Origin of the sequence: Mycobacterium parmense, from assembly GCF_010730575.1 — a bacterium.
Classification (GTDB): Bacteria; Actinomycetota; Actinomycetes; order Mycobacteriales; family Mycobacteriaceae; genus Mycobacterium; species Mycobacterium parmense.
Window position 1 is genome coordinate 651674 of record NZ_AP022614.1, and the last position, 13867, is coordinate 665540.

The 13867-nt window shown below is 69.6% G+C and carries 15 protein-coding genes; 11 read left to right on the forward strand and 4 right to left on the reverse strand.

Features of this window, described 5'->3' with window-relative positions; genetic code table 11:
* Positions 1-3: 3 nt before the first annotated feature.
* From recO to G6N48_RS02865, 3 genes are read left to right on the forward strand one after another with little or no spacing between them, the layout of a single operon-like run.
* On the forward strand, positions 4-801 hold the full coding sequence (recO, locus tag G6N48_RS02855; protein ID WP_085267522.1) for a DNA repair protein RecO: 798 nt from the start codon (positions 4-6) through the stop codon (positions 799-801).
* Positions 785-1678 carry a decaprenyl diphosphate synthase gene (locus G6N48_RS02860; protein ID WP_085267521.1) on the forward strand — a complete coding sequence of 298 codons (894 nt, stop codon included), beginning with the start codon at positions 785-787 and terminating at the stop codon, positions 1676-1678. Before recO ends, G6N48_RS02860 begins: the two co-directional genes overlap by 17 nt.
* Positions 1678-2106: a hypothetical protein gene (locus G6N48_RS02865; protein WP_085267520.1), complete on the forward strand. Its 429-nt coding sequence runs from the start codon at positions 1678-1680 to the stop codon at positions 2104-2106. Before G6N48_RS02860 ends, G6N48_RS02865 begins: the two co-directional genes overlap by 1 nt.
* A gap of 40 nt (positions 2107-2146) precedes the next feature.
* On the opposite strand, the gene G6N48_RS02870 is transcribed toward G6N48_RS02865, so the two are convergent.
* On the reverse strand, positions 2147-2539 hold the full coding sequence (locus G6N48_RS02870) for a Fur family transcriptional regulator (RefSeq protein WP_085267519.1): 393 nt from the start codon (positions 2537-2539) through the stop codon (positions 2147-2149).
* The gene (locus G6N48_RS02875; protein ID WP_085267518.1) at positions 2536-2958 is read right to left on the reverse strand and encodes an ArsR/SmtB family transcription factor; all 423 of its coding nucleotides are present in this window, start codon (positions 2956-2958) and stop codon (positions 2536-2538) included. Before G6N48_RS02875 ends, G6N48_RS02870 begins: the two co-directional genes overlap by 4 nt.
* Positions 2959-3119: 161 nt before the next feature.
* Here G6N48_RS02875 and G6N48_RS02880 point away from each other — a divergent pair, with 161 nt between their 5' ends.
* The 5 genes from G6N48_RS02880 to G6N48_RS02895 all read left to right on the forward strand — a co-directional run bounded on the left by G6N48_RS02880 (position 3120) and on the right by G6N48_RS02895 (position 7391).
* Positions 3120-4511 (forward strand): glycine--tRNA ligase, encoded by a 1392-nt coding sequence (locus tag G6N48_RS02880; protein WP_085267517.1) that lies wholly within the window; start codon positions 3120-3122, stop codon positions 4509-4511.
* A gap of 317 nt (positions 4512-4828) precedes the next feature.
* Positions 4829-6064 carry a PPE family protein gene (locus G6N48_RS02885; RefSeq protein WP_085267516.1) on the forward strand — a complete coding sequence of 412 codons (1236 nt, stop codon included), beginning with the start codon at positions 4829-4831 and terminating at the stop codon, positions 6062-6064.
* A gap of 263 nt (positions 6065-6327) precedes the next feature.
* Entirely contained in the window at positions 6328-6654 is a 327-nt protein-coding gene (locus G6N48_RS28780; protein ID WP_372511376.1) for a hypothetical protein, read from the forward strand.
* A gap of 120 nt (positions 6655-6774) precedes the next feature.
* The gene (locus tag G6N48_RS02890) at positions 6775-7071 is read left to right on the forward strand and encodes a WXG100 family type VII secretion target (protein WP_163670775.1); all 297 of its coding nucleotides are present in this window, start codon (positions 6775-6777) and stop codon (positions 7069-7071) included.
* Positions 7072-7106: 35 nt separating this feature from the next.
* On the forward strand, positions 7107-7391 hold the full coding sequence (locus G6N48_RS02895; RefSeq protein WP_163670778.1) for a WXG100 family type VII secretion target: 285 nt from the start codon (positions 7107-7109) through the stop codon (positions 7389-7391).
* A 131-nt stretch (positions 7392-7522) separates the two neighbouring features.
* Here the strand turns inward: G6N48_RS02895 and G6N48_RS02900 are convergent, their stop codons facing one another.
* Complete coding sequence (locus tag G6N48_RS02900) at positions 7523-9520, reverse strand: TPM domain-containing protein (protein ID WP_085269093.1); 1998 nt, start codon at positions 9518-9520, stop codon at positions 7523-7525.
* An 88-nt stretch (positions 9521-9608) separates the two neighbouring features.
* On the opposite strand from G6N48_RS02900, the gene G6N48_RS02905 reads away from it, so the two are divergent.
* Genes G6N48_RS02905 through dnaG form a run of 3 tightly spaced genes read left to right on the forward strand, consistent with a single transcriptional unit; the run spans position 9609 to position 13502 of the window.
* Positions 9609-10880 (forward strand): deoxyguanosinetriphosphate triphosphohydrolase, encoded by a 1272-nt coding sequence (locus G6N48_RS02905; protein WP_085269092.1) that lies wholly within the window; start codon positions 9609-9611, stop codon positions 10878-10880.
* A gap of 55 nt (positions 10881-10935) precedes the next feature.
* The gene (sodC, locus tag G6N48_RS02910; RefSeq protein ID WP_139825756.1) at positions 10936-11556 is read left to right on the forward strand and encodes a superoxide dismutase[Cu-Zn]; all 621 of its coding nucleotides are present in this window, start codon (positions 10936-10938) and stop codon (positions 11554-11556) included.
* 29 nt (positions 11557-11585) lie between these two features.
* Positions 11586-13502, forward strand: coding sequence for a DNA primase (dnaG, locus tag G6N48_RS02915; protein WP_085269103.1), 1917 nt, complete (start codon positions 11586-11588; stop codon positions 13500-13502).
* Here dnaG and G6N48_RS02920 read toward each other — a convergent pair.
* A complete protein-coding gene (locus G6N48_RS02920; protein ID WP_232066521.1) occupies positions 13477-13800 on the reverse strand; it encodes a hypothetical protein in 324 nt (107 codons plus the stop codon). The genes dnaG and G6N48_RS02920 overlap by 26 nt on opposite strands.
* Positions 13801-13867: the final 67 nt, after the last annotated feature.

Sequence of the window (13867 nt, forward strand, 5' to 3'; positions counted from 1 at the left end):
CAGATGCGGCTGTATCGAGACCGGGCAGTTGTCTTGCGCCAGCACAAGCTCGGCGAAGCCGACAGGATCGTCACCCTGCTGACCCGTGAGCACGGGCTGGTCCGGGCGGTGGCGAAAGGCGTTCGCCGCACCCGCAGCAAATTCGGGTCGCGGCTCGAGCCGTTTGCCTACATCGACGTTCAACTGCATCCCGGCCGCAATCTCGACATCGTCACCCAGGTGGTCTCGATCGACGCGTTCGCCGCCGACATCGTCGACGACTACGGCCGGTACACCTGCGGATGCGCGATGCTGGAGACCGCCGAACGCCTCGCCGGAGAGGAGCGGGCGCCCGCCCCGGCGCTGCACCGGCTCACTGTGAGCGCGCTGCGCGCGGTGGCCGACGGGCAGCGGTCCCGCGACCTCCTGCTGGACGCCTACCTGCTGCGCGCCATGGGCATCGCCGGATGGGCGCCGGCGTTGAACGAGTGCGCCCGGTGCGCCACACCCGGCCCGCATCGGGCCTTTCACGTCGGCGCCGGGGGCAGCGTCTGCCCGCACTGCCGGCCGGCCGGTTCGACCACGCCGCCGCCGGGCGTGCTCGATCTGATGACGGCCCTGCACGACGGCGACTGGGAGTTCGCCGACGACGCTCCGCAGGCGCACCGCAATTACGCCAGCGGATTGGTGGCCGCGCACCTGCAGTGGCACCTCGAACGGCAGCTCAAGACGTTGCCACTGGTAGAGCGCACGTATCACGTCGACCGCACCATCGCCGAACGGCGCGCAGCGCTGATCGGGCAGGATGAGGCCTGTGGCTAAGCCTCGGAGCAAGTCGGCCGGCTTCCCGCAGTTGCCGCCCGCGCCCGACGACTATCCCGTCTTTCCCGACAAGTCGACCTGGCCCGTCGTCTTTCCGCAGCTACCCCCGTCGCCCGACGGTGGGCCCTGTCGCCCGCCGCAGCACCCGTCGAAGGCCGCGGCCCCGCGAATTCCGGCCGACCGGTTGCCCGCGCACGTCGCGATCGTGATGGACGGCAACGGCCGCTGGGCGACCCAGCGGGGGCTGCCCCGCACCGAGGGACACAAGGCGGGCGAGGCGGTGGTGATCGACATCGTCTGCGGTGCAATCGAACTCGGGATCAAATGGCTGAGCCTGTACGCCTTCTCCACCGAGAACTGGAAGCGGTCACCCGAGGAGGTGCGCTTCCTGATGGGTTTCAACCGCGACGTGGTGCGCTTGCGCCGGGAGAACCTGAACACGCTCGGCGTGCGAATCCGCTGGGTGGGTTCGCGGCCGCGCCTGTGGCGCAGCGTCATCAACGAGCTGGCGATCGCGGAGGACATGACGCGCGACAACGACGTCGTCACCGTCAACTACTGCGTGAACTATGGCGGCCGCACCGAAATAGCCGAGGCCGCAAGGGACATCGCCCGGCTTGTCCAGGCGGGCAAGCTCAACCCCGACCGGATCACCGAGGCGACCATCGCCGGGCATCTGCAGCGGCCCGACATCCCGGACGTGGACCTGTTGCTGCGCACGTCGGGGGAGCAGCGCTCCAGCAATTTCATGCTGTGGCAGGCGGCGTACGCCGAGTACATCTTCCAGGACACTCTGTGGCCCGACTACGACCGCCGCGACCTGTGGGCGGCCTGCGAGGAATACGCCTCGCGTAGCAGACGATTCGGGAGTGCGTGATGCCGTCGCTGCAGGAGCGTTTGCCGTCGATACTGCGTGAGGTGCTCGCGGTCGAGGAGGAGCCCGACGGCGCCGTCACGGTGCGTCACGACGCCACGTTCGCCTCGTTGCGCGTGGTGAACATCGCCGAGAACCTCGATCTGGTGTCGCTCACGCAGGTCGTGGCCTGGGACCTGCCGCTGACCAAGAAGGTCGGCGACCTGGTGGCCAAGCAGGCGCGCGAGCTCAACTTCGGCAGCCTGACGCTGCTGGAGAAGGTGAGCGAGAAAGCGGCCCAGCGCAATTCGGGCAGAAACGCCGCCAAGACCGCCGACGTGATGCTGCGCTACAACTTTCCCGGCGCCGGCCTGACCGACGATGCCCTGCGCACCCTGATCCTGCTGGTGCTGGACAGCGGCGCGCAGATCCGCCGCCTGCTGATCGGCTGAGTTACCGGCGAGCGGCCCGCCGCGCACTCGCGAATCCGCGTCAGGGCCCGCAGTCCGAGCAGGTGCCGAAGATCTCGATCGTGTGGCTGACGTCGGAGAAACCGTGCTTGGCGGCGATCTCGGCGGCCCACTCCTCGACCTCGTGGTCGCCCACCTCGACGGTGCAACCGCAGTGCCGGCACACCAGGTGGTGGTGATGTTGCTCGGAGCACCGGCGGTACACCGACTCGCCCGTGTCGGTGCGCAGCGTGTCGACCATGCCGGCCGCCGCCATCGACTGCAGGGTCCGGTAGACGGTGGTCAGCCCGATGTTCTCGCCGCGGCGGCGCAGCTCGTCGTGCAGTTCCTGCGCGGAGCGGAAGTCGTCGAGCGTCTCCATCAGCGTGGCGATGGCCGCCCGCTGGCGGGTCGAGCGCACGCTGGCGCCGGTCACGGGGTGTCCTCGCCGGCGTGGGCGACGGCGTCGACGACGATGTGCGCAAGGTGGTGGTCGGCCAACCTGTACAACACCTCGCGCCCGGACCGTTCGCCGGTGACGACGCCGGCCGCCTTCAGGATCTTCAGGTGCTGACTGACCAGTGGCTGCGGCACCCCGAGCGCGTCGACGAGTTCATGCACGCAGCGCTGCGATTCGCGCAACTGCAGCACTAGGGCGATCCGCACCGGCGCGGCCAGCGCCCGCAGCAGTTCGCCGGCCGCCTCGAGGATGTCCCGCGGCGGCGGCACAGGGTAGTCCGCGGCCGGTGCCGCGGACCCGGCGCGGGTGTGCTCGTGGGCCATGCCCAGGTCCGAGCTGACGTCGCCGTCGGCGGGGGAGGACGCGGAGGGGGACGTCGAGGGGGAAACCGCCATGGGAGAAAGTCATCACCTCGAGGAGAGCCGGGTAGTGACATCCACTGTCACATGCACGATGACGCATGTCAAAGACCGGGGTGGTCGTCGTTACGATGTCTAGTGCTTCGCGCACACAGCCGTCGAGCGTCGTGTGTGTTGGTCCCCGATCCGGAAAGTGAGTGCACCCGCCTGTGGCGTCCGTCATCGATACCGTAGTCAACCTGGCCAAACGGCGCGGCTTCGTATTCCCCTCGGGCGAGATCTACGGCGGAACCCGCTCGGCCTGGGACTACGGGCCGCTGGGCGTGGAACTCAAGGAGAACATCAAGCGGCAGTGGTGGCGCTCGGTGGTCACCGGCCGCGACGACGTGGTGGGGCTCGACTCCTCGATCATCCTGCCCCGGCAGGTGTGGGTGGCGTCCGGCCACGTCGAGGTCTTCCACGACCCGCTGGTCGAGTCGCTGATCACGCACAAGCGTTATCGCGCCGACCACCTCATCGAGGCCTACGAGGCCAAGCACGGACACCCGCCGCCCAACGGTCTGGCCGACATCCGGGACCCCGAGACGGGCGAGCCTGGGCAGTGGACCGAGCCGCGCGAATTCAACATGATGCTCAAGACCTACCTCGGGCCGATCGAGACCGAGGAGGGACTGCACTATCTGCGTCCCGAGACCGCGCAGGGCATCTTCGTCAACTTTGCCAACGTGATGACGACGGCGCGCAGAAAACCGCCGTTCGGCATCGGGCAGATCGGGAAGAGCTTCCGCAACGAAATCACGCCCGGCAACTTCATTTTCCGGACGCGAGAATTCGAGCAAATGGAAATGGAGTTCTTCGTCGAGCCGTCGACAGCGAAGGAATGGCACCAGTACTGGATCGACACGCGGCTGCAGTGGTACGTCGAGCTGGGGATCGACCCGGAGAATCTGCGCCTCTACGAACACCCCGCCGACAAGCTGTCGCACTACTCCGACCGCACCGTCGACATCGAGTACAAGTTCGGCTTCGCCGGGAACCCCTGGGGCGAGCTGGAGGGCGTGGCCAACCGCACCGACTTCGACTTGTCCACGCACGCCAAGCATTCCGGGGTCGACCTGTCGTTCTACGACCAGGCCACCGACACGCGGTACACGCCATACGTCATCGAACCGGCCGCCGGCCTGACGCGGTCGTTCATGGCGTTTTTGATCGATGCCTACACCGAGGACGAGGCCCCGAATGCCAAGGGCGGCATGGACAAACGCACGGTGCTGCGGCTGGACCCCCGGCTGGCGCCCGTCAAGGCCGCGGTGTTGCCGCTGTCCCGGCACGCCGACCTGAGCCCGAAGGCGCGTGACCTGGCCGCCGAGTTGCGCAGATGCTGGAACATCGATTTCGACGACGCGGGAGCCATCGGCCGCCGCTACCGGCGCCAAGACGAGGTCGGTACGCCCTTCTGCGTGACGGTGGACTTCGACTCTCTCGAGGACGGCTCCGTCACCGTGCGAGAGCGCGACAAGATGACGCAGGAGCGGATCGCGATGGACGCGGTCTGCGACTATCTGGCGACGCGGCTCAAGGGCTGTTGACCACCTCGGCCGGCAAACGCGTTCGCCGCGCACGAGTCGGGCATAAGTCGGCCACGCGGCCGGTGCCACACCGCGGTACCGGCATCGTTGCCGTATGCGCGGGTTCTTCAGCCACCTGTCCCGTGGTTTCACCCACGCCGCTGCGCGCGGCGCTGGGCGATCGGATCGCAGGGAAACATTTGGCCAAAGCAGGGATTTTTGGGGCGGCGGTGCCTTAAGCTCAAGCGGTCGCGGTGGGCGGAGTCGCTGTCCCCGCGAGTCGTTGTCGGGTTGTGGTTGACGGAGCCGTACGAGCGGCTGGACGTGTTGGGGTTGCGATGACTGTTCCAGGCTTCTTTTTCTTTCCGCCGGAGATCAACTCGGCGCTGATTTTCGGGGGTGCGGGGTCGGGACCGCTGTTCGCGGCGGCGTCGGCATGGGACGGGCTGGCCGCGGATCTGTCGGGCGCCGCCTCGTCGTTCAACTCGGTGATCACCGGACTGACCAGTGGTGCGTGGTCCGGCCCGGCGTCGATGTCGATGGCGGCCGCGGCCGCGCCGTACGTCGGGTGGTTGGGCGCGGCGGCAGGACAGGCCGAAGCGGCGGCGAGTCAGGCCCGGGCGGCGGCCACCGCGTTCGAGTCGGCGCTGGCGGGCACGGTGCCCACGCCGGCGGTGATCGCCAACCGGACCCAGTTGATGACGCTGATCGCGACGAACATCCTCGGCCAGAACACGCCCGCGATCTTCATGACCGAGTTCGAGTACATGGAGATGTGGGCCCAGGACATCGCCGCGATGGTCGGCTACCACGCGGGCGCGATGTCGGTGGCGGCGACGCTGCCGGCATTCAGCCTGCCGCCGGTGAGCCTTGCGGGCCTCGGCAGCCTGCTGTCGGCGCCGCTGGCGGGGCTGGCGTCGCAGGCCGCCGGCGTGGCGTCCTCGGCCGGGTCCGCGCTGGCCGCTCCGATGGCGGCGGTCAGCGGTGCGATCGCCGCCCCGATAGGTGTCGTGCAGGGGGCGGTGGCCGGTGCGATGGCTCCGGTCGCGGGCCTGGCCAACGCCGTGCCGCTGTCGTCGCTGTCGTCGGTGGCCCAGATCGGGATGTACCCGGCGAGCATGATGATGTCGCCGATCATGATGGCGGCCCAGGCCGGCATGCACGGCACCCCCGCGCTGGCGGACGCCACCTCGGCTGCCGCCGCCGGCCCGAAGTTCGTCGACAACGTCGTGCCGAAGGTCGGTGGCCTCGGCGGCGGGGTCGGCGGCCTGGGCAACGCCGCGGCGGGCCTGGGCAAGGCCCGGCTGGTGGGGGCGATGTCGGTGCCGCCCACCTGGCAGGGCTCCGCGCCGACCCGCATGGTCAGCGCCGCGATGGCCGGCATGGAAGGCATGCCCGGAACCGCGGCCGCGGCCGCGCCCACCGGCGGCATGCCGATGATGCCGATGCCCATGGGTGGTATGGGTGCGGCCGCCGGCGGCATGCCCGGCGGCATGCTCGGTCGTGGTGGCGCAAGCCCCAACCACGTCGTGCAGTCGCGCCCCGCCGTGATCCCGCGCACCGGCATCGGATAAACCCCCCGACCGGGAGACTCTGCCGAACTGCCACGCGCCCCGCAGGAGGCGCGTGGCAGTCGCATGACTGGAGCTCGTCGCGGCTCTGCGCGAAGCGTCACGCCTTCCCGGCGCCGGCGGGCCCGGGCCTTCACTCGGCGGAACTGAAATCGGTAATTTCCCGAACATTGTCGCCGAGATTGCCTTACGATTCGGAGTGCTCGGTGGTTTTTCCATTCGCTGCCGAGCCCGAGTGTTACAGATCGGCTGTGGAAGGGGGCAACGTGCTTCTACCGCTTGGTTCGCCGTTGCCGGACGATTCGGTGGCGGCAGTTCGGGGCGAGTCGGGAATGCTCGGTGGCTTAACGGTTCCGCTCAGCTGGGGCGTAGCCGTGCCGCCGGATGACTATAACCATTGGGCACCGGAGCCTGGGGAGGATGCCGGTGCCGCTGACCAAGCTGTCCCTGGCCTGATCACCACGGAAGCTGCAGACTCCGTGGATGACCTTGGCCAGTGGAACGAATGGGGCGGGTGGGAAGGCGAAGCCGAACCCCGCTTCGACATTCCGCGGACGAACAAAGTGGTACCGCATTCTCCGGCGGCCGGTTAGGCAAGGGGGAGGCTGTCGGTGTTCCACGCGTGAGCGGCGGCTTCGGTAGCTCCGCAGCCGGCACTCACAGAGTCAATCTGTGACAAATCCAGGTAAACATCCCAGAAGGAGATAGCCAAAATGGCAACACGCTTTATGACTGACCCGCACGAGATGCGGGCGATGGCGGGGCGTTTCGAGACCCACGCGCAGACCGTCGAGGACGAGGCCCGCAAGATGTGGGCGTCGTCGATGAACATCGCCGGTGCCGGCTGGAGCGGCCAGGCTCAGGCGACGTCGTATGACACCATGGGCCAGGTCAACCAGGCCTTCCGCAACATCGTGAACATGCTGCACGGCGTGCGTGACGGGTTGATCCGCGACGCCAGCAACTACGAGCAGCAAGAGCAGGCTTCTCAGCAGATCCTCGGCAGCTAGTCGCCGGTCCCTCGAAACTTTTAAGGAGAAATGTCATGACCATCAATTACTCGTTCGGCGATGTGGACGCCCACGGCGCCACGATTCGCGCGCAGGCGGCTTCGCTGGAGGCCGAGCACCAGTCCATCGTTCGCGATGTGCTGGCCGCCGGTGACTTCTGGGGTGGCGCCGGTTCGGTGGCCTGCCAGGAGTTCATCACTCAGCTGGGCCGCAACTTCCAGGTGATCTACGAGCAGGCCAACTCGCACGGCCAGAAGGTTCAGACCGCCGGCAGCAACATGTCGAGCACCGACTCGGCCGTCGGCTCCAGCTGGGCCTGATCGGCGAGCGGTTCGGGGCGCCGCGCCGGGATCCGGCGTACCGGCCCTGACCGTTGGTACTGCAACGCCACCCCCGGGCATTCGATGCCCGGGGGTGGTTGCGTGTCTGGAGCAAGTCGAGAAAAACAGCGTTAAAAGCGGCCCCCGCCGCCCATGAAGCCGTCGTCGAAGCCGCCGCCGTACGAGTCGTCGCCCGCCCCGGGGGAGCCCCCGAAGGAAGCCGGGCTCCAGCCGCCGAACCCGCCGCGCATGCCCCCGCCGAGCATGTCGCCGATGATGATGCCGCCCATCATGGCGCCGATGTCGCTGCCGCCCCGCCCCGTGTAGGTCTGCTGGGCAGCCTGCACGTCGGCGTTGGCCAGCGACTGTGCGTTGGCGGCCAGCGTGGCCGCCGCGTTGGCGTGGGCGATCGCCTCGTTGACGTCCACGGACCGCTTGTCGAGCGCCGCCTGGACGTGCCGGCCGGCTTCGGCCAGCCGGGTCCGGGCTTCCGGCCCGATGGTGCCGCGCCGCGCGTCGATGTAGTCCGAGACCGCACGGACCCGCGACTGGGCCGTGAACAGCGCCTGGTCCAAGGATCGGCTGAGCCGCTCGGCGTCGGCCTGCTCTTCGGCGACGGTGGCCAGCGCCCGGTTCAGGGCCGCGTCGGCCTCGCTCAGCCGGCCGAACAAAGCCAGCGGGTCCGAGGCTGCCCGCTCGGAGCCCTCCGCCACGCTAGCCGCCGCATCGCGTGCCGCCGCCAGTTGGCCGGTGTGCGCGGCGCGGCCGGCGGTGCGCAGCAGCTCGTTGGCGTGCCCGACGCCCGACCGGATGTCGGCGAGCAGCGCGGGCAGCGACTCGACCGCGTGCTTGATGTCACGGTCCGCGTTGTCCACCGCGTCGAGCAGGGCGCGCGCCTGCCCGAGCGCCGACTCCGCCCCGCGGACGGCGTCCACCAGGCCGCTCTGCTGCCCGCTGAGAGCCCGGGCGGCCAGATCCCGGGCGGAGCTGATGTTGCGGTCGGCGAACTGCAGGCGCTCCTCGGCCGCCCCGACGTTGCCGGACACCGAAGTCAGCGCGGCGTCGTCGAATTCCTTGTGCAACTCGGACAGCCGCTGCACGGCCGGGCCCAGCCGCGTGGTGAGCTCCACGTACTGCTGGGTCAGCCCGTCGAGCCGGGACGATGCGTTGAGCACCAGGTCGCGCAGCTTCTCGAAGGCCTCGGTCTGCGACTCGAGTTCCCGGTCGGCCCGCGCGGCCGACACGATGACCTGCGTGAGCAGCTGCCGCCGTTGCTCCGGTGTTTCAGGCGTGGCGTCGTCGAGCTGCTGGCGAACGGTAAAAGCTTGCGCCAGAGCGGCTTTGGCGTTGTTGACGGCATCGCTGAAAGGCCTGGTCCGCTCCTCGCCGAATTCTTCGACGGCCAGCTCGAGTTCGTTGGCGCTGGTGCGCACCGCGTTGTCGACGTCGACGACCATCGAGCGGGAGAGGTCGTCGAGGACGTCCAACGGCACGCCCGCCAGCGCGCTGGCGTCGGTCGGGTCCAGGCGCCGGGCCGCGGCGAGGCCGGCCGAGCGCCTGCGCCTGCGGCGCAGCCGCATCACGATCAGCAGGGCCGCCACGGCCAGCGCGATGACGAGAAGCGTGACCAACAGGATCAGCCGGCCCGACGACCCCGGCTGCCTGTTCAACCCGTCGGCCGCCGCCACCGCGGCGCCGCTCCAGTCGCGGTTGTGCAACGCCGGCTCGATCTTGTTGCGCCGCAGGTCGTCGACCTGGCTCGCGGTCACGCTCTTGACCTCGGAGGGCACCAGGAACGCGTAGGCGTGCTCGGTGGTGGCGACCGCCAGCAGCGCGTCGTAGTCGCGCAGGTCGCTGGCGCGGCGGGTCTGCTGAGCCCAGCTCTCCGGGGTCAAACCGGAGAAGTTGTCGACGTAGACCACCCACAGCCGGATGTGGCGGTCGGCGTAGAGCTTGTCGACCGCCGACGTGACCGTGGCGCGGCCCGAGGCGGACAGGGCGCCGACGTCGTCGGTGACGTAGTCCGTCAGCTGCAGCGGTGGCTCTGCGCGGGCTGTCGGCGCCAGGAGCAGCCCGCCGCCCAGGCCGAGGGTGACGATCATGACCCCGAGCAGGCGAGCGGTGCGCATGACGTCAATCTAGCCCCGCGGCGACGCGCGCGGCAGACGCGTCGGCAGGGGGGACCCGGCCCGGCGTTGCCTGGCAGACTGTGCCTCGGTGAGCACTGATCAGCAGGACCCCTACGACGACTTCGACCGTCAGCGGCGGGTATTCGAAGCGCCGAAGACCGCGGGCCTGCCCGGCACGGAAACTCAGCAACGAAGCGACTTCGCCCGGGACCGGGCCCGGGTGCTGCACAGCGCCGCGCTGCGCAGGCTGGCCGACAAGACGCAGGTCGTCGGCCCCCGCGAAGGCGACACCCCGCGAACCCGGTTGACCCACTCGTTGGAGGTCGCCCAGATCGGGCGGGGAATGGCGGTGGGGTTGGGCTGCGACCTCGACCTCGTCGAGCTGGCCGGTCTGGCCCACGACATCGGTCACCCGCCCTACGGGCACAACGGCGAGCGTGCGCTCGACGAGGTCGCCGCCGCGCACGGTGGTTTCGAGGGCAACGCCCAGAACTTTCGCATCCTGACCAGCCTCGAACCCAAAGTCATTGACGCGCAGGGAAACAGCGTGGGCCTGAACCTGACGCGGGCGTCGCTGGACGCGGTGACGAAATATCCGTGGACACGGGGCCACGTACCCGGGAACAGCCGGCGCAAGTTCGGCTTCTACGACGAGGACGCCGAGCCCGCGCAGTGGGTCCGCGCGGGAGCCCCAGCGGAGCGCACCTGCCTGGAAGCGCAGGTGATGGACTGGGCCGACGACGTCGCGTATTCGGTGCACGACGTCGAGGACGGCGTCGTCTCGCAGCGCATCGACCTGCGCGTGCTCGCCGACGACGACGCCGCCGCGGCGCTGGCCAAGCTGGGCGAGAGCGAGTTCTCCCGGGTGAGCGCCGACGACTTCATGGCGGCCGCGCGCCGGCTCTCGGCGCTGCCGGTGGTCGCCGACGTCGGGAAGTACGACGCCACGCTGGCGGCGTCGGTCGCGCTCAAGCGGCTGACCAGCGAATTGGTGGGCCGGTTCGCCTCGGCGGCCATCGCGACCACGCGTGCGGCGGCGGGCCCCGGGCCGTTGGTGCGCTACCGGGCCGACCTCGAAGTGCCGGACCTGGTGCGCGCCGAGGTCGCGCTGCTGAAGATCCTGGCGCTGCAGTTCATCATGTCCGACCCGCGCCATCAGGAGACCCAGGCCCGGCAGCGTGAACGCGTCCACCGGGTGGCGCGGTGGCTGTACGCGGGGGCGCCCGGAACTCTCGATCCGATCTTCGCGGCGACGTTCGACGCCGCGGCCGACGACCGTGCCCGGTTGCGGGTCGTCGTCGACCAGATCGCCTCTTACACCGAGGGCCGGCTCGAGCGCGTCGACGCCCGCGATCTTTAGCGGGCGGCCCACCATCGGGGGAACCGCGTCGGCGCCGGGGGATAGGCTGCCCGACATGACGAAATTCAGCGGTTTGGGATCGATGGCCACCCTTTCGCTCGGGCTTCCCGTCGTGCTCGTGACTGCCTGCAGTTCACCCCAGCACGCGAGCACCCAGCCCGGAACCACCCCCGCGGTGAAAAGCGCCCCGCCGGCGTCGTCCTCGGCGACCACCACCAGCGCGGCGCCGGCCGGTGAGTCGCTCACCGCGCACCTCAAGGCGCCCGACGGCCGGGCCGTGGCGACGGCGACGTTCGACTTCACCGGCGGGTACGTGACCGTCACCGTGAAGACGGACACCGCCGGCATCCTGGCGCCCGGCTTCCACGGCATGCACGTCCACGAGATCGGCAAGTGCGAGCCCAACTCGGTCGCGCCCAACGGCGGTCCCCCCGGCAACTTCATGTCCGCGGGCGGCCACTACCAGGCGCCCGGACACACCGGCAAGCCCGAGAGCGGCGACCTGACGAACCTCGAGGTGCGCAAGGACGGCTCGGCGTACCTGGTGACCACCACCGACGCCTTCACCCGCGACGACCTGCTGGCGGGCAACAAGACGGCGTTGATGATCCACGGCGCGGAGTACAGCGACAACGCGATGGAGCGCATGGCGTGCGGCGTCATCGGCACGGGCTAGCCGCGCCGCTCGGCGCTTAGACTGTGCCGATGGCCGGGCGGATCTCCGATCGCGATATCGCCGCCATCCGCGAACGGGTGCGCATCGAGGACGTCGTCGGCGACTACGTCCAGCTGCGTCGCGCGGGCGCGGATTCGCTGAAGGGCCTGTGCCCGTTTCACGACGAGAAGTCCCCGTCGTTTCATGTCCGCCCCAATCACGGCCACTTCCACTGCTTCGGCTGCGGCGAAGGCGGCGACGTGTATGCGTTCGTTCAGAAGATCGAGCACGTCAGCTTCGTCGAGGCCGTGGAGGTGCTGGCCGACCGGATCGGGCACACCATCACCTACAGCGGCCCGGCGACCAGCGTGCAGCGCGACCGCGGCAGCCGCAGCAGGCTCATCGCGGCCAACGCCGCCGCCGCCGAGTTCTACGCCGCGGCACTGGAATCCGAGGAGGCGGCGCCGGCCCGCCAGTACCTCAAGGAGCGCAACTTCGACGCCCAGGCGGCGCGGCACTTCGGCTGCGGATTCGCGCCGTCGGGCTGGGATTCGCTGACAAAGCACTTGCAGCGCAAGGGTTTCGAGTTCAAGGAGCTGGAAGCCGCCGGGCTGTCGCGGCAGGGCCGGCGCGGCCCGATGGATCGCTTCCACCGGCGGCTGCTGTGGCCCATCCGCTCCTCGGCGGGCGAGGTCATCGGCTTCGGCGCCCGCCGGTTGTTCGACGACGACCCGATGGAAGCCAAGTACATCAACACCCCAGAGACGCTGCTGTACAAGAAGTCCAACGTGATGTTCGGCATCGACCTGGCCAAGCGCGACATCGCCAAGGGGCATCAGGCCGTCGTCGTCGAGGGTTACACCGATGTGATGGCTATGCACCTGGCCGGGGTCACCACCGCCGTCGCGTCGTGCGGCACCGCGTTCGGCGACGAGCACCTGGCCATGCTGCGCCGGCTGATGATGGACGACAGCTTCTTCCGTGGCGAGCTCATCTACGTCTTCGACGGCGACGCGGCCGGTCGCGCCGCCGCGCTGAAGGCCTTCGACGGCGAGCAGAACCTGGCCGGGCAGTCGTTCGTCGCCGTGGCCCCCGACGGCATGGATCCCTGCGACCTGAGGCTCAAGTCGGGTGACGGCGCGCTGCGCGACCTGGTCGCGCGGCGAACGCCGTTGTTCGAGTTCGCGATTCGCACCGCCCTGGCCGAGATCGACCTCGACAGCGCCGAGGGCCGGGTCACCGCGCTGCGCCGCTGCGTGCCGATGGTGAGCCAGATCAAAGACCCCACCCTGCGCGACGAGTACGCCCGCCAGCTCGCCGGCTGGGTCGGCTGGGACGACGTGGCGCAGGTGATCGACCGGGTGCGCAGCCAGTCCAAACAGCCCAAAGCCCCCGGCCGGCGCGCCGCCGCCGACCTCCGTGGGGCCGGGCGATTATCTGCTACCTCCGCCCCGGCCCAGCCCGCCGCCGCCCGGCCCGATCCGCGTGACCCCACGCTGTGGCCGCAGCGGGAGGCGCTCAAGTCCGCGCTGCAGTACCCGGCGCTGGCCGGCCCGGTGTTCGACACGCTGACCGTCGAGAGCTTCACCCACCCCGGCTACGCGGCCGTGCGGGCGGCCATCGAGGCCGCCGGTGGAACGTCGACGGGTGTCACCGGGGCGCAGTGGATCGACGCGGTGCGCAGGCAGGCCGCCTCGGCCCTGACGGCGACGCTGATCAGCGAGCTCGGTGTGGAGGCCATTCAGGTCGACGACGAGAAGCTGCCGCGCTACATCGCCGGTGTGCTGGCGCGGCTGCAGGAGGTGTGGATGGGCCGCCAGATCGCCGAGGTGAAGTCAAAGCTGCAGCGCATGTCGCCGATCGAGCAGGGCGACGAATACCACGCGCTGTTCGGTGACCTGGTCGCGATGGAGGCCTACCGCCGCAGCCTGCTGGAACAGGCTAGCGGCGACGATTTGACGGTGTGAGCGCCCCGTCGGCCGGGTGCACAACCGGCCGTTCCGCCGGCCTGTCCGGCTTTTCTGAGGGCCTTTCTGAGGGCCTTTCGAAGACGGCCGTCTGCTCGTCGATCTCGGCCAGGGTCACGAACCCGGCGTCGGGCGAGATCCGGTTCGCGATCTTGCGGCGGCCCCCCTCGATCACCGATTTGGCGACGGGGCTGCTGGTCAGCGCGCGATAGGTGCCGGCGATCTGCTCGTACCGGCGCCGCCCGGCCTTCGAGCCCAGGACGTACCCCAGTCCAAGCACCGCGACATACCCGATCACAAGCTTTCCTCCCGACTGTCGATGGTTCCATCCTGCCTCACCGGGCGGGGTGCGCGCGCGCCCGGCG